Genomic DNA, 15698 nt, shown 5'->3' on the forward strand with positions numbered 1-15698 from the left:
ATGTCAAAGACGGAACAGGCGACGGCCCCGCGGCGCAAGGGCAGCCAGACGCGGGCCGAGATCCAGCAGGCCGCGCTGTCGCTGTTCACCGAGCGCGGCTACGACGCCACCTCGATGCGCGAGATCGCCGAACAGATCGGCATCACCAAGGCGGCGCTCTACTACCATTTCGACAGCAAAGAGGCGATCATCCTCAGCCTCTTCCAGGACAACATGCGCGCCCTCGACGACCTCCTGGACTGGGCCGCAGGCCAGGCGCTCACCCCGGAACTGTCCTCCGAATTCCTGGGCCGCTGGATCGCTCTGAGCGGCGGACGGGGACTGCGGGTCATGCGGTTCGCCGCCGCCAACCATGCCACCCTGCGCAAGGTGATGCCACTGCGGGACGGCGGCCCGCTGGAACGGATAGGCAGGGCCACACAGCTCCTCCTCGGCCCCGACGCGCCGCTGACCGACCGGCTGCGTGTCCGGATGGCCCTGCTCAGTGTGCACAACGCCGTGCTGTCCGCCCAGGGCACCGAAGCCACGGACGACGACATCCTCGCCATCGCCACGCAAGCGGCGACGCTGCTGGTCGGCGATCTGTTCCCGGCGCCGCGGCTCCCCGTCCCCGAGTAAGCACGCAGAACGTGGCGACCAGTTGTTCGATCTCTGGCGCCACTCCGACGACCCGCACTGTGATGGCCCGTGCTCGCCCGCGCGGGAAGCGCCCGTGCTGCGTGAAGTACTGCCAGGAGACGTTGGTCAACGGCACCCCTACTGCTCGTCCGGTGGTGAATCCTCCGCGGTTCGCAGGTGTGCCGCGTCCTGGTACGCCCGGATCACGGCGGCGATCATGGCGAGCAGCGCGACGACGGGCGCGACGAGCCAGCCGATCTCCCCGGAGACGTACCAGGCGGGAATCAGCTGCGCGGCAGCCAGGTAGACCCAGAAGCCGGGCGTTCCGGGGACTCTCAAAACCGGCTCTCCCATACGTACCAGGGGCCCCGAATATGTGTGTATCCGGTGTGGGACTCGTCGGGCGGCTCCCTGCCGGGGCTCCACGCGAAGCCATAGCGGTCGAGGAACCCGGTGTCGCTCACCAGGAACCGCGCCCCGCCCTCGACCCGCTCGATCGACGTCAGCGGATAGAGCCCCGCCCATTGGTCGTCGTGCCCGCCGGACTCGTCCCCCGAAGCGACCGTCCGGGCGAGCTGCTCCAGGCTCGCCTCCGAGAGCGCGAACCGGGCGGCGAACGGCAGGTCGGCATACACCAGGCCGACCACGGCCACCCCGATGACCGGCGCGCACGCCCAGCGCACCCAGTGCCGCCTCAGCCCGGCGCGGCCGTCCGAACGCAGCAGGCCCACCAGGAACCGCGCGGTCCAGACGACGACCGTGGCGAGCCCCAGCAGCAAGCCCATCAACACCAGCGGGAAGGGACCGCCGCCCGGCAGGCTCCAGTGGTTCAGGATGATCAGCGCGAGCAGGACGACCAGGGGAAGCAGCACCTTGCCAGGCGGACCGATCAGGATCCGGGTGAGCTCCGGTAACCGAGGTTGCGCGGTGGCGTTGTCGGGCACGCCGCGAGCGTATCGCGGCGTGCCCGCCACAACGCGGGAGAAGCTGCCGGCCCGGGTGGAAACGCACAGCCCGGGCGAGTCCGCCGCCAGGCGCTAGGCACCCGACCTTTGATGAGAACCGAAGCCTCCGGAATTCATGGGAAACCGGTACATGGGACCAAAGACCCAGTGCCGTCGTCCTCGCGAAGGAGTCGCCGGTCCATACTTGCGCCCGATTCACAGTTGTCCGGAGGCCGTTGAAGATCAGAGCATGCGAAGACTCACCGCATTGTTGTTAGGACTCATCTCACCGCTCGCCCTGCTCACGCCGGTCTCGGCCGCCACCACGCAGGCCGCGCAGCCACGGGACACGATCTCGTGGGCGCCGTGTCCGGAGGAGCCGGACGTCGAATGCGGAACGCTCACCGTGCCCATCGACTGGAACCAGCCGTCGAGCGGCACGTTCGAGGTGGGTGTGGCCCGCCGCAAGGCCACCGATCCCGCCGCCAGGATCGGCGCGCTCGTGCTGGGAGCGGGCGGCCCGGGAGGATCCGGGGTGCGGCTGGTCTTCGGCAGCCCGCACACGTTCAGTCCCGAGATCCTGCGCCGCTTCGACATCGTCGGCCTCGACCCGCGGGGCACCAACCGCAGCCACCCCGTGGTCTGCTCCACGGACGTGATGATGCAGGCCCCGGATCCGCTCCTGAAGAGCCAGGTCGACTTCGACAGGATGCTGGCCTACAACGACCGCCTGCGTGCCGACTGCCGGGCCCGTACCGGCCCGCTCTTCGACCACGTCGACTCGCTCAGCACCGCGGCCGACCTCGACGCCTTCCGCGCCGCGCTCGGCGAGGAGAAGCTGACCTTCTGGGGCGGCTCCTACGGCACCCTCCTCGGCCAGCTGTACGCCGAGCGTTACCCGTCGCGGGTCCGCGCCTTCGTGCTCGACAGCACGATGGACCACAGCCTGGACACGCGGGGTTTCATGGATACGGAGACCTGGGGCGCGCAGGACGCCTTCAACGAGTTCGTGGCCTGGTGCGACCGCGACAGCCGCTGCGTCCAGCACGGCAAGGACGTCAGGTCGATCTGGAAGGGGTTGCTGGAGCGCGCCGACCGCGGCGAACTGCCCGTCCCGGGAGAGCCGGACACCAAAGTGACCGCGCTCATGCTGATCGACAACGCCCTGGGCGCCTTCTACGATCCGGCCAACTGGCAGCCGCTCTCCCAGCTGCTCGCCGATCTGGAGGCCGGTGAGACACCGCGCCCGGGCGCGCTCCCCTTGGCGATCGACCGGACGCAGGAGGTCAGCCCCAACCCGTTCCAGGTCTTCTGCCTGGACTACCGGCTGCCCGTACGCGACTACCGGGAGTTCAGCAAGCACCTGCGCCGCCTGGCGAAGATCGCGCCCGACATGCGTTACAGCCCGCTGGCGATCGGGCCGGTCATCTCGTGTCTCGGCCAGCCGGACCCGATCCCCAACCCGCAGCACCGCCTGAAGGTGCGGACGAACACCCCGCTGCTGGTCCTCAACTCCCTGCACGACCCGGCCACCGTCTATCCGTGGGCGCTCAGCACGACCCAGCAGCTGGGCCGGTCGGGGCGGCTGCTCACGTACGAGGGCTGGGGCCACATCGCCTACGGGCGTGGAGCCTGCACCACGGGGGCCGTCGACACCTACCTGATCTCGCGGACCCTCCCGGCGCCGGGGACCCGTTGCCCGGCCGTCCCGCCCGCCGAGGTCCAGACGCTCAGGAAACCCGTCACTCCGCAACCCGGCACGCCGGGCTGGATGGGCCTCTTCAGATGATCTTCGGGTGATCTCGTGATAAGGGGTGGCTCGTGCGCGTACGAGCCACCCCGCTGTCGACTGTCACCCGGAGCGGGGAGAACGCTACAGCGTGGGCAGGAAGCCGACCTTGTCGCGGACCTCGGCCATGGTCTGCTTGGCCACCGCCGCGGCGCGCTCGGCGCCGATGGCGAGCAGGCGGTCGAGCTCGGCCTCGTCCGACAGCAGCTTCTCCGTACGCTCCCTGATGGGCGTGAACGTGTCCGCCACCGCCTCCGCCACGTCCTTCTTGAACGTGCCGTAGCCCTGTCCCTCGTAGCGGGCCACCAGGTCGGGGATGGGGGTGCCGGTCAGGGCCGACTGGATGCGGAGCAGGTTGGAGATGCCCGGCTTGTTCTCCTCGTCGAACAGCACCTCCGAGCCCGTGTCCGTGACCGCCCGCATGACCTTCTTGCGCAGCGGGCCGGGCTGCTCCAGGACGTCGAGGATGCCGGCGGGGCTCGAGGAGGACTTCGACATCTTCGCCGTGGGGTCCTGGAGGTCGGTGATCTTCTCGACCTCCTTGAGGATGTACGGCTCGGGCAGCGTGAACGTGTCGCCGAAGCGGTGGTTGAAGCGCTGGCCCAGGTCGCGGGTGAGCTCCAGGTGCTGCTTCTGGTCGGCGCCCACCGGGACCCGGTTGGCCTGGTAGAGCAGGATGTCGGCGGCCTGCAGGATCGGGTAGGTGAAGAGGCCGACGCTGGCCGCGCTCTCCCCGAACTTGGCCGACTTGTCCTTGAACTGGGTCATCCGGCCCGCCTCGCCCATGCCGGTGAGGCAGATCAGGATCCAGGCGAGCTCGGTGTGCTCACGTACGTGCGACTGCACGAAGACCGTGGACTGCTCCGGGTCGAGGCCCGCGGCGAAGAGCTGGGCGGCGGCGACGCGAGTGCGGCGGCGCAGCGCGTCGGGCTCGGTCGGCACGGTGATCGCGTGGAGATCGACCACGCAGTAGAAGGCGTCGTGGGTCTCCTGCAGAGCGACCCACTGACGGACGGCACCCAGGTAGTTGCCCAGGTGGAAGGAGTCCGCTGTGGGCTGGATGCCGGAGAGTACACGAGGTCTGGCCATAGCACGCAATTGTGTCAGGAATCTTGCTCGGGCGGCGACTCGACCGCCGGGCCGCGTTTCACTCTCACCCTGGCGATACGGCGCCCGTCCAGCTCTGTGACAGTCATCTCAAAACCCGATATTTCCACCTTTTCCCCCACGACCGGCACATGCCCCAGCATCGCCATGACAAATCCGGCAAGCGTCTCATAAGGGCCGTCCGGCAATCGGATGCCGGTCTCGGTGGCGAAGTCGTTGAGGTTCGTGAGGCCGTCGATCTCGATCTCACCGGCGGGCAGGACCACGACGTCCTGCTCCTCGTCGTACTCGTCCCTGATGTCCCCGATCAGCTCCTCGACCAGGTCCTCCAGGGTCACGATGCCCGCCGTGCCGCCGTACTCGTCCACCACGATCGCCAGGTGCTGGCCCTCGTCGCGCATCTCGTTCAACGTGCTGAGCAGCCGCTTCGAGGCGGGCACGAACTTGGCCGCGCGGATCGGCACCACCGCGCTGATCGGCTCGGTCCGCCCGTTGAGCTCGGGGTCCAGCAGGTCCCGTACGTGTACGAACCCGATGACCTCGTCGTACGTCTCCCGATAGACGGGGAAGCGCGAGTGCGGCAGCCCAGCGGCGAGGCGGGCCGCCTCGTCCAGCGGCGTCTCGGCGTCCATGAACTCGACCTCGGTACGCGGCAGCATCACCTCCCTGAGCTGCCGTTTCCCGGCCGCGAACACCTCTGCGATCAGCTTGCGCTCGTCGGCGGTGAGGTCGGTGTGCCCGACCACCATGTCACGCAGCTCCTCGGTGGTGACCTCTTCGCGGTCGGCCTCCGGATTGCCTCCGAGCAGCCGGACCACGAGGTCGGTGGACTTCGACAACATCCAGATGATCGGCCGCGACAGGGACGCGATCCGGTCGAGGAACGGCGCCACGTACAGCGACAGCCCCTCGGCCCGCTGCAGCGCCAGGCGCTTGGGGGCCAGCTCGCCGAGCACGAGCGACACGTACGAGATCGCCAGCGTCACCAGCACGAGGCCGAGCACGGGGGCGACGGCCTTGGGCACCTGCCACTGCTCCAGCACGGGCACGAGCTGCGCGGCCAGCCGGTCGGCGCCGAACGCGGCCGACAACATGGTGGCGACGGTGACGCCGATCTGGACGGCGGACAGGAAGCGGTTGGGGTCATGGGCGAGTTTGGCCACCCGCTCGCCGCGGCGGCCCTGCTGGGAGAGCTTGCGGACCTGGCTTTCCCGGAGGGAGACCATGGCGATTTCGGCGGCGGCGAAGAACCCCCCGATCAGGATGAACACCAGAACCAGGGCGATGTTGGCCGCGAGGGTGTCAAACATGGTGGTTGGCAGCGTACTCGGCGGCCTTCGCGCGTATGCTGGGCGGCGAGCCGTACAAAATCCAACATATTTGAACAGGAGTAAACATGAGGCTATTGGTCACCGGGGGTGCCGGATACGTCGGCAGTGTCGTGGCGGCGCAGCTCATCGAGGCAGGGCACGAGGTGACCGTACTCGACGACCTGTCAACCGGGCATCAGGACGCGGTGCCGGAAGGTGCCCGATTTGTCCAAAAAAGCATCACCGAGGCACATGACGTGCTCGACGGCATGGACGCGGTGCTGCACTTCGCGGCCAAGTCGCTGGTGGGCGAGTCGGTGGAGAAGCCGGGCCTCTACTGGGCGCACAACCTCGGCGGCACGCTGGCCCTGCTCGACGCCATGCGGGACAAGGGGGTGGGCAGGATCGTGTTCTCCTCGACCGCGGCCACGTACGGGGAGCCCGAGCGCTCCCCCATCGAGGAGGACGACCCCACGCGCCCGACCAACCCCTACGGCGCCTCCAAGCTGGCCGTCGACACCGCGCTGAGCGCGTTCGCGGCGATCCGTGGGCTGGGCGCGGTGAGCCTGCGCTACTTCAACGTGGCCGGCGCCTACGGCCGCTTCCGCGAGCGGCACACGATCGAGACCCACCTCATCCCGAACGTCCTGAAGGTCGCGACCGGCGAGCGCGAGTCCGTGAGCGTCTTCGGCACCGACTACCCGACGCCCGACGGCACCTGCGTGCGCGACTACGTCCACGTGTCCGACCTGGCGCAGGCGCATCTGCTGGCGCTGGACGCCATCACGCCGGGCGAGCACAAGATCTACAACCTGGGCAGCGGCACCGGCTTCAGCGTCCAGGAGGTGATCTCGGTCTGCCGCGAGGTCACCGGGCACGAGATCCCTGCCGTGGTCGCGGACCGGCGCCCCGGCGATCCCGCCGTGCTGGTCGCCTCGTCCGCCAGGATCCAGCGCGAGCTCGGCTGGAAGGCCGAACGACCCGCGCTGCGTGACATCGTTTCTGACGCGTGGGACGCGCTTTCCGCAAATGCGTGATGCCGCACCGGAAAATGTGCTGTGATACCGAAATGTGAGGAACTTTTCACCAAGGGTCACGAAGCTGCTCTTCGGTGTCCTCATCGTGACGGGTAGTCTTCTGGCCGCCGCGGGCGTGATCTTCGCCACCCCGCCGGCCGTCCCCGCCGTGCAGCCCATGTCCTGTCCGCCCTGAAGCCCCCCGCCTCGCGCGGGGGGCCGGGCCGGTCGTCAGATGAGGCCGAGCTCCTTGACCGCGTCGCGCTCCTCCACCAGCTCGCGCACGCTGGCGTCGATCCGGTCGCGGGAGAACGCGTCGATCTCGAGCCCCTGGATGATCTCGAACGTGCCGTTCGCCGCACGCACGGGGAACGACGAGATGAGCCCCTCGGGCACGCCGTAGGAGCCGTCGGAGACGACGGCCGCGGAGGTCCACTCGGTGCCGTTGACCCAGTCGTAGACGTGGTCGATCGCCGCGTTGGCGGCCGAGGCGGCCGAGGAGGCGCCGCGGGCCTCGATGATGGCGGCGCCGCGCTTGGCCACCGTCGGGATGAACGTCTCGCGCAGCCACTCGCCGTCGACCTGCTCGGCCGCGATCTTGCCGCCCACCTCGGCGTGGAACAGGTCGGGGTACTGCGTCGCGGAGTGGTTGCCCCAGATCGTCATCTTCTTGATCTCGGCGACCGGCACCTGGAGCTTGGCGGCCAGCTGGGACAGCGCGCGGTTGTGGTCGAGCCGGGTCATCGCGGTGAAGCGGTCGGCGGGCACGTCGGGCGCGTTCTGCTGGGCGATGAGCGCGTTGGTGTTGGCCGGGTTGCCCACGACCAGGACCTTGATGTCGTCGGCGGCGTGGTCGTTGATCGCCTTGCCCTGGGGGCCGAAGATGCCGCCGTTGGCGCCGAGCAGGTCGCCGCGCTCCATGCCGGCCTTGCGCGGCATGGCGCCGACCAGCAGCGCGACGTTGGCCCCGGCGAAGGCGACGTTGGGGTCATCGGTGATCTCGATGCCGGACAGCAGCGGGAACGCGCAGTCGTCGAGCTCCATGGCGGTGCCCTCGGCGGCCTTCACCGCCGCCGGGATCTCCAGCAGGCTGAGCTTGACCGGGACGTCGGTGCCGAGCAGCTGCCCCGACGCGATGCGGAACAGCAGTGCGTAACCGATCTGACCGGCGGCTCCGGTGACGGTTACCTTGACGGGCCCGTTGGCTGACGACGCCATGGCCTTCCCCTCACTCGCAGGATATTCGTTGACTTTGGGATGCTACCTGCTCGTCATCCGCAGGTTTCCATCGCGGGCACCTTCAGCTCCGGATCGAATTCGACCTTGGCGAAGTACTTGCTCAGAAGCTGCTTCATGAAGCCCGTGCGATAGAGGTCGGCGATGACCGCCTTCACCGCCTTGCAGGTCTTCACATCGCCGTTCTTGATGCCGACGGCGTACCGCTCGTTGTTGAGCTTGGCGCCGACGATCTTGTAGCGCATGTTCTCGCGGGCTGCGAACCCGGCCAGGATCAGGTCGTCGCCGGGGATCGCGTCCACCTTGCCGTCGCGGAGCAGCTGCATGCAGACGGCGTAGTCGCCGGCCGAGACCGGCTCGACCTTCACCTTCTGCTGCACCTCGCCGACGGACGGGCTGTCGGGCGCGCAGAGCCTCTTGCCCTCCAGGTCGTCCACGGAGTCGATGCCGCTGCCCGCGCGTACGAGGACGTCGTGGTGCGCCACGTAGTACGGCCCCGCGAACTGCGTCTCGGACCGGTCGACGGAGTAGGTGGCCACGACCAGGTCGACGCTGCCTTCGGCCAGCGCGTCGGCCCGGTCGCCCCGGCTGACCTTGACGAGCGCGGTGTCCTTCGCTCCTAATTCGGCGGCGATGCGCTTGGCGACCTCGACGTCGAAGCCCTGGAAGTCGTCGCCGTCCTGCAGCGCGACGCCGGGCAGGTCGCCCTTGACGCCGATCACGATCTTCCCGGTCTGCGCCACTTTGTCGATCACTGTGGCGAAGGCGGTCGTGGGAGCCTTCTGCTCGGCCGTCTCCGTGGGCTCGGGCCCCTCGCGGAACGCGAGCGACCAGCCGCCGTTCATCGCGAGCGCGATGGCGGCGGCGGCGAGCAGGACGACGGCGGTGCCCACCGCGATCCACACCCGCGCGCGGCGCGACCGCCCTGGCAGGGAGGGCTCGGTCATCGGGTACGGCACCCCGCCCCCCTCCGGCGGCACCGTCGCGGGAGACGCGGCCGTGGGCGGCGTCGTCGCGGGAGACACCGTCGTGGCGGGAGGCGACGTCGTGGTGGGAGGCGGCGTCGTCGCGGACGGTGCCGTCGCGGGTTGCGGCCGGGGCAGGTCCGTGATCGACCCCGCCGACACCCTGTTGAACGGCGTCGTGTCGTCGCTGGCCACCTGCACGCCCCGGGTGAGCACCGCCGTGGACGCCCCCACCGTGGACGGCTGCCCGAGCAGCCGTAGCAGGATCTGGTCGGCGGACGGCCGGTCGGCCGGGGACTTGGACAGCGCGGAGCTCACCACGCCGCGCAGCGGCTCCGGCATCATGCCGACGTCGACCTCGTGGTTGAGGATCCGGTTGAGCACCACGGCGATGGACTTGCCCTCGAACGCGGGCGTCCCCGTGGCCGCGAACGCGATGGTGGCGCCCCAGGAGAACACGTCCGTATAGGGCCCGACGTCGTCACCCGCGATCTGCTCGGGCGCCATGTAGGCGGGGGTGCCGATGGCCCGGCTGGTGATCGTGCCGGTGGAGTCGATGATCCGGGCGATGCCGAAGTCCACCACGCGCGGCCCGTCGGCGGCGATCAGCACGTTGTCGGGCTTGAAGTCCCGGTGGATGATCGAGGCGTGGTGGATCGCGGTGAGCGCGGTCGCCGTGCCGATGGCCAGCCGGTCGAGCACCGTGCCGGTGAGCGGCCCGTCGGTCTCGATGATGTCCCTGAGCGCCCGGCCGTCGATGTACTCGCTGGCGATGTACGGCGTGTTGCCGTCGAGATCGGCCTCCATCACCCTGGCCGTGCAGAACGACGCCACCCGCTTGGCCGCCTTCAGCTCCCTGGCGAAGCGCGACCTGGCGATCGTGTCACCGGTGAACTTGACGTGCAGCAGCTTGATGGCCGCCTGCTCCCCCTTGTCGTTGACGCCCAGGTAAACGATGCCCTGACCGCCTTCCCCGATCCGTCCGGACAGCCGGAAGGACCCCAGCTGTGTGGGATCGCCGGCGACCAGCGGCGAGATTTGCGGCATTCGTCATCCCCACGTGTGCTAACCCCAACGACGCAAACTTTACGACGTTCAGCAACTCCTCAGGGATCCGTTAAGCGTTCGTGACGTCACGGTTTTACCGGCGTGGAGTTGCGCGTGCGGGCCGTCGAGGGGAGGCTCTGGATCATGGAGCGCCCCTACGACATCGTACTTTTCGGAGCGAGCGGCTTCACCGGCGCGCTCACGGCCGCCTACCTCGCGCAGGCCGCCGGACCCGGCACGCGGTGGGCGCTGGCCGGGCGCGACCGCGCCAAGCTGGAGCGGCTGGGGCTCGACGTACCGATCCTGCTCGCCGACGCCACGGACCCCGCCTCGGTGGCCGCGCTCGCCCGTCAGACGCGCGTCCTGGCCACGACCGTCGGCCCTTACGTGGCGTACGGGGAGCCGCTGGTGGCCGCGTGCGCCGAGGCCGGCACCCATTACCTGGACCTGACGGGCGAGCCCGAGTTCGTGGACCTGGTCTACGTGCGCTACCACGACCGGGCGGCCAGGAGCGGCGCCAAGCTCGTGCACGCCTGCGGCTTCGACTCCATCCCGTACGACCTGGGCGTGCTCCACACCGTCACCCACCTCCCCGAAGGTGTCCCGCTCAGGGTGAGCGGCTTCCTGCGGGCGAGGATGGCCCCGTCGGGCGGCACCCTGGCCACGATGATGTCCATCCTCGGCCGCGCCCGCCAGACGGTCCAGCAGGGCACGCAGCGCCGCTCCGCCGAGCCCCGGCCCGCCGGCCGCAGGGTGAGCTCGCTGCCCGGCGGCGTCCGCTACGTGGGCGGCTGGGCGCTCCCGATGCCGAGCCTCGACCCGTTCGTGGTCGGCTACTCGGCCCGCCTCCTCGACCGCTACGGCCCCGACTTCACCTACCGCCAGCACTACGCCGTCCGCACCCTCCCCGAGGCCCTGGCCACCGTGACGGCCGCCGGCGCCTTCGCGGCAATCGCCCAGATCCCGCCCGCACGCGGCTGGATCCAGGACCGGCTGAAGCCCGGCGAGGGCCCGTCGGCCGAGCGTCGAGCCCGGAACTGGTTCAAGGTCACGTTCCTGGGCGAGGGCGGGGGCGAGCGCGTGGTCACGGAGGTCGCTGGTGGGGACCCGGGCTACGGCGCGACGGCCAGGATGTTCGCGGAGTCGGCCCTTTGTCTCGCCTTCGACGACCTCCCGGACCGCGCCGGCCAGCTCACGACGGCCTCGGCCATGGGCCGGCCGCTCATCGACCGCCTGCGCGCGGCGGACATCTCCTTCGTCAGGAAGAGGTGAGGCGGCAGGCGGACTCGACCGAGAGGGTGTGCCAGGGTTCCTCGGACTGCGCCTCGGCGGTGGTGCGGCCCCACCACTGCTCCACCTCCACCATGAGGGGGACGTCCTCCGACAGGGCGGTCCGGCAGTCGGTGACACCGAGGACGAGGGCCAGCGTCATCCGCGTGCGGGGCGGGATCGAGCGGGGAAAGGCGCCGCCACCGTCGAGGGTCACCGACCGGAGCGCGAGACCGGCCGAGCGCACGCCCACCGCCGTGACCGTCGTGGGCAGCCAGGCCTCATTGACGACCTCCAGGCCGATCTCCACCTCGATGCGCCGCCGACCGGCCTCATCCTGGGACACCCTGCCGGAGCCACCGCCCAGACCGTGCGACAGGCGGGGGACGATCGCTCCGCTCATCCAGGTGACCCCGGCGACGAGCACCGCGATCGCGGCCAGGACCCAGCGTCCGTAGGCGAACCGGCGCACCATGCCCGTCCTTGGATCCAGGCGCACCCAGACTTCATCGGAAATCACTCGAGCCCCCTTTTTGGCGATTCCGCATTCTGCTACTTTTCCGGGCGTGGCGAAAGACGACTCTTGTTGCTGACCGGCTTTCTGGTCTTCCTGTTATTGGTGACACCGATGGCCGCCGCGGCCGCCAACTCACCCCTGCACCGCGTGGAGGCGGACCGATTCGGACACCGCCAAATGGTGGACATCACCGCGTTCAACGGCCCTCACGTTCTGCGATATCTCCAGGTGACGCGGCGATTCCGGTGGATGGGCACCGGCGCGGGACTGGCCACAGGGGCTTTCAGCGCATCATCCGGATCAATGTTTCTGGCTCCTTACTTTGTGCTGATCGGCTGGCTCCTCGGAGTCATGGCCGGTGAAATCGCATTCGGCCGCCCGCGGGGCCCAATTCGGCGCGCGCCAGGAATACGACTCGTCCCGCCGCAGCTCACCGCGACCTGGCTGATCTGCGCCGCCTTCTCTTGCGGGGTCGCCTTCAGCACGGTCGAACGGTCCCTCTCCGCGGAGACCACCGTCGGCCGGCGACTCGGCGCCGCGGCAGCGCTCGCTGTGGTGGCCGGCGTCCAGTTCATGGTCAGCGACCTGCACCGGCGGGCGCTGCTCCCGGGGCCGGCGGACCTCGTGGGCGGGGAACTGGCCACGCGGTCCCATTCCGCCCGCTGGCTGCTCGGGGTGGGCGCGTCCGCGGCCCTCTGGACGTCAGCGATAGCCCTGCCCGTACAGCAGTTCAACGAGGTGGGCGGGCTGGCCCTCGTCGGTCTGCCGATCCTGGCGTTGGTCCTGGCCTCGAACGCCTGGCCGCCCGGCACCTCGGGCAGAAGGACGACCTGGCTCTGGGCCGCCGCGGGTGTGGCGCTGGCCGGCGTGGGCCTGGCCATGGGCCGGTCCGTGTGGCAGCAGACGCCGGACGCCGCCGCTCCCGAGATCCTCGCCGGACCCATCCAGTACGCGCTGATGGATCCGGGGTCTGGCACGTGGACGCTGCGGAGCGAAGGGCAGCAACGGCAGGAGGTGGGCCGGGCGAGCACACGGCTGCCCGGCGAGCCCTTCGTGCTCAGCGGCGACGGCCTGCACCTCGTCTACGTGGACGAAGCCACTCGCCGCCTCGTGCAGCAGGACCTGTCGGGGCCGGGCGCGCGGCATGACCTGACCGGGCCGCTGACCGGCAGGCCCCTCCCCGAGGTGGTGCTGTCCCAGGACGGCCGGTACGTGAGCGTCGGCCCGGAAGTGATCGACAACCGCACCGGAGCCCGTACCCGCCTGCCGGGCGTCGGCCGCGTGCTCGGCTTCGGCCCCGACGGCGTCATGGCGACCACCGGCCGCCGCGCACTGGCGGGCTCCCCCGACACCGAACTCCTCACGATCGGGTACGACGGCACGGTGCGGACCCGGGCACCCTTCGATCCGACGCTCGAGGTGATCTCCTCCCCCGACGCCCGCGCGCTGGTCGTCCTCACCGAGGAGGAGGTGCTGACCATGGATCCCCGCACGGCCGAGATCCGCAGGCACGCCAAGCTGAGCGTGCCCGAGCGATACAGCACGCCGAAGGCACTCGCCTGGGCGCGGGACGGGCGGCTCCTCATCAAGGTCGATGCGGACGCCGAGAAGGAGTTCCAGCTGGTCGATCCGGGCACCGGCGAGGCGAGCCCGATGCGGGACCTGCCGGCGAACCTCGACGGCGCGGTGTTCGGGAGGATCCAGTGAGCCGGTGGTGGTACGCCTTCGCCGCGGCAGCGCTGGCCGTGGCCACCGCGTGGGTGATCGGCCCGACCGGCGAGCAACCGCCGGTCCAGTTCGCCCGCCCCGAGCCGACGCGCGCGGTCACCGCCCCGGAAGAACTCAGCAGGTACGCCTCCCCCATCCAGTATGCGTACAGCCCGGCCTGCGAGAACGGCTCGGCCTCGTGCAGCCACTGGATCCTTGTCGCGTGGGGCGGCGAGCGAGGCCGGCTGCCCGGCACCGACGCCGCGGACTCGCTCTCTCTCAGCCCGGACGGCACACATGCGGCCTACCTGCGGACGAGCGACGACACGTACGTCGTGGCCGACCTGCGCACCGGAGCGGTCAAGGCGCTCCCCGTGCGGCAGAAGGGCGGCACGGTCAGCGAGATGTTCGGCGCCCAGGTCCCGCTGTTCTCCCTCGACGGCCGCCACCTGCTCATCCAGCGCGACCACCTGGACAAGGACGACGAGACCGTGCTGGAGAACCCGATGATCGTGGACCTCGGCACCGGCGCCGTCCGTCACCTGCCCGCCGTCGGGCAGGTGGTCGGCTGGACCTCCGCAGGGCTCATGGCCATGACGACCCGTCGCACGAACAGCCTGCCCGGGCACACCACGTCGGCCTCGTTCACCGTCTGGTCGCCCAAGGGCAAGGTGGTCGGACGCTTCACGTTGCCCGGCAACCTGGCGGCGGGCGCCATGCCGTCGCCGTCCGGGCGCACGACGGCCACACTCGCCCGCGAGATCACGCCGGACGGTGTCGTCGGGCACGGCATCGCGCTCACCGACACGTCAACCGGCAGGCCGGCGCGGACCGTCGCGCCGCGGCTGCCGGCGGGCTGGCAGGCCACGAGCGTCCTGCGCTGGGACGGCGAGGACGCCGTCGTCGTGCGGACCTCCGGACCTCGTGCCGAGATGGCGTACCACGTCGTGGACCTCGCCACCGGGGCGGCGCGGCGACTCGACGTACGCATGAGTGACGTGGCCGACCTTTTCCTGCAGCCCGCCGAACTGGGAGTGGTCCTCGGGAAGGTCCGTCAGTAGGGCAGGCCCCACTTGGTGAAGGTCTTGCGCAGGTACGGGTTCTTGAACTTCGGGTACGCCACGGTCCGCACGTCCCCGTCCGAGGTGTAGCGCATGTCCGGGTTGTTCTTGAGCCAGTCCAGCCACGCCTCCGAGCAGAACTGCTTGCAGTCGCCCTTCTTCTCCATGACCTTGATCCGCGGGATCCCCGGCGGTTCGAACGCCTTGCTGAACGGCGCCGGCGCGGGCGTGTAACCGGCCAGGAACGCGCCCAGGTGGTTGTAGGCCTTGCCGTGCATGGCCCACTCCTTGTTGCTCGGCTGGTTGCCGTACGGCAGGGCGATCGTGGTGGGGTGGACGCCGGAGAGGGAGGCGATCTGCTGGGCGATCGTGCTGATCTGCTCGTCGACCTCCTGGTGCGAGCGTCCGCGCAGGTTGATGTGGTCGCGGGTGTGGTTGCCGATCTCGAAGCCGTTGTCCTTGAGCCAGCCCAGCATCTGGGCCTGCTCCTCGCGTACGGTCTTGCCGAACATGTCGCGGGTCACGTAGAAGGTGGCCTTCGCCGGGAAGCCCGGGTTCTTGGCCGCCACGTCCTTGAGGATGGCGACGGCGGTGTTCGGGGCGGGGACGCCTACCTCGTTGAGCGTCAGCTGCGACGGCGACGAGTCGTCGAAGGTCAGCACCACCGGGTGCTTGCCCGCCGGAATGTCGATCTTCCCGGCCACCATCTCGGCGGCGGTGATCGGCACGTACCCCTCCCTGGCCAGCCGCTCCAGATCCGCGCGGAACTGCTGCGGCGTCCTGTCGTCCGTCGAGCCCGGTTTGTCGATCACCCGGTGGAACATGAGCACCGGGATCTGCCCCAGCTCGTTCGCCTTGACCTCGGCGGCGCGCTTGGCCTTGGCGGCCTGGGCCGCCTTGAGCTTGGCGGCGGCGTCGACCTTGGTGTCGGCCATCTTGACCGTGGTGGGCTGCGAGTCGCAGCCGCTCAGGAGGGTGGCGGCGGCCAACAGCCCCACTCCACTGAAAATACGCAGTCGCATCCGAACCCCCCGAGACGCGTACGACCGTTACGAGGTGGCTCTTACCCAGCTGATCAACTGCGCCACGCCGCGTCACTGTCAAGAGATGGT

Annotated in this window: 14 protein-coding genes; 6 read left to right on the forward strand and 8 right to left on the reverse strand. The window is 69.8% G+C overall.

What is annotated here, in order from left to right:
• A complete protein-coding gene (locus AB0L65_RS11530) occupies positions 1-618 on the forward strand; it encodes a helix-turn-helix domain-containing protein (protein WP_364243428.1) in 618 nt (205 codons plus the stop codon).
• A 138-nt stretch (positions 619-756) separates the two neighbouring features.
• On the opposite strand, the gene AB0L65_RS11535 is transcribed toward AB0L65_RS11530, so the two are convergent.
• The gene (locus AB0L65_RS11535) at positions 757-957 is read right to left on the reverse strand and encodes a hypothetical protein (RefSeq protein WP_364243430.1); all 201 of its coding nucleotides are present in this window, start codon (positions 955-957) and stop codon (positions 757-759) included.
• Positions 954-1562, reverse strand: coding sequence for a hypothetical protein (locus tag AB0L65_RS11540; RefSeq protein WP_364243433.1), 609 nt, complete (start codon positions 1560-1562; stop codon positions 954-956). The genes AB0L65_RS11535 and AB0L65_RS11540 overlap by 4 nt, the downstream gene beginning before the upstream one ends.
• Before the next feature lie 250 nt (positions 1563-1812).
• Between AB0L65_RS11540 and AB0L65_RS11545 the strand changes: the two genes are divergently transcribed.
• Complete coding sequence (locus AB0L65_RS11545; protein ID WP_364243436.1) at positions 1813-3351, forward strand: alpha/beta hydrolase; 1539 nt, start codon at positions 1813-1815, stop codon at positions 3349-3351.
• Positions 3352-3435: 84 nt separating this feature from the next.
• On the opposite strand, the gene trpS is transcribed toward AB0L65_RS11545, so the two are convergent.
• Positions 3436-4440 (reverse strand): tryptophan--tRNA ligase, encoded by a 1005-nt coding sequence (gene trpS, locus AB0L65_RS11550; RefSeq protein WP_364243439.1) that lies wholly within the window; start codon positions 4438-4440, stop codon positions 3436-3438.
• A 14-nt stretch (positions 4441-4454) separates the two neighbouring features.
• Positions 4455-5768, reverse strand: coding sequence for a hemolysin family protein (locus AB0L65_RS11555; protein WP_364243441.1), 1314 nt, complete (start codon positions 5766-5768; stop codon positions 4455-4457).
• Positions 5769-5854: 86 nt separating this feature from the next.
• Between AB0L65_RS11555 and galE the strand changes: the two genes are divergently transcribed.
• Positions 5855-6805, forward strand: a complete 951-nt coding sequence (gene galE, locus AB0L65_RS11560) for a UDP-glucose 4-epimerase GalE (RefSeq protein ID WP_364243442.1) — start codon at positions 5855-5857, stop codon at positions 6803-6805.
• 210 nt (positions 6806-7015) lie between these two features.
• Here galE and AB0L65_RS11565 read toward each other — a convergent pair whose 3' ends face one another.
• Together AB0L65_RS11565 and AB0L65_RS11570 are read right to left on the reverse strand one after the other, a co-directional pair.
• Positions 7016-8002 carry a malate dehydrogenase gene (locus AB0L65_RS11565; RefSeq protein WP_364243443.1) on the reverse strand — a complete coding sequence of 329 codons (987 nt, stop codon included), beginning with the start codon at positions 8000-8002 and terminating at the stop codon, positions 7016-7018.
• Positions 8003-8055: 53 nt separating this feature from the next.
• Positions 8056-10032, reverse strand: coding sequence for a serine/threonine-protein kinase (locus AB0L65_RS11570; RefSeq protein WP_364243445.1), 1977 nt, complete (start codon positions 10030-10032; stop codon positions 8056-8058).
• Positions 10033-10176: 144 nt separating this feature from the next.
• On the opposite strand from AB0L65_RS11570, the gene AB0L65_RS11575 reads away from it, so the two are divergent.
• On the forward strand, positions 10177-11304 hold the full coding sequence (locus AB0L65_RS11575) for a saccharopine dehydrogenase NADP-binding domain-containing protein (RefSeq protein ID WP_364243804.1): 1128 nt from the start codon (positions 10177-10179) through the stop codon (positions 11302-11304).
• Here AB0L65_RS11575 and AB0L65_RS11580 read toward each other — a convergent pair.
• A complete protein-coding gene (locus AB0L65_RS11580; RefSeq protein ID WP_364243447.1) occupies positions 11291-11800 on the reverse strand; it encodes a hypothetical protein in 510 nt (169 codons plus the stop codon). The genes AB0L65_RS11575 and AB0L65_RS11580 overlap by 14 nt on opposite strands.
• Before the next feature lie 369 nt (positions 11801-12169).
• Here AB0L65_RS11580 and AB0L65_RS11585 point away from each other — a divergent pair, with 369 nt between their 5' ends.
• Positions 12170-13525 carry a hypothetical protein gene (locus AB0L65_RS11585; protein WP_364243449.1) on the forward strand — a complete coding sequence of 452 codons (1356 nt, stop codon included), beginning with the start codon at positions 12170-12172 and terminating at the stop codon, positions 13523-13525.
• A complete protein-coding gene (locus AB0L65_RS11590) occupies positions 13522-14586 on the forward strand; it encodes a hypothetical protein (protein WP_364243451.1) in 1065 nt (354 codons plus the stop codon). Before AB0L65_RS11585 ends, AB0L65_RS11590 begins: the two co-directional genes overlap by 4 nt.
• On the opposite strand, the gene AB0L65_RS11595 is transcribed toward AB0L65_RS11590, so the two are convergent.
• The gene (locus AB0L65_RS11595; protein WP_364243454.1) at positions 14580-15584 is read right to left on the reverse strand and encodes a polysaccharide deacetylase family protein; all 1005 of its coding nucleotides are present in this window, start codon (positions 15582-15584) and stop codon (positions 14580-14582) included. The genes AB0L65_RS11590 and AB0L65_RS11595 overlap by 7 nt on opposite strands.
• Between the last annotated feature and the right edge of the window lie 114 nt (positions 15585-15698).

The organism is Nonomuraea sp. NPDC052116, from assembly GCF_040680035.1.
Taxonomy (GTDB): Bacteria; Actinomycetota; Actinomycetes; order Streptosporangiales; family Streptosporangiaceae; genus Nonomuraea; species Nonomuraea angiospora_A.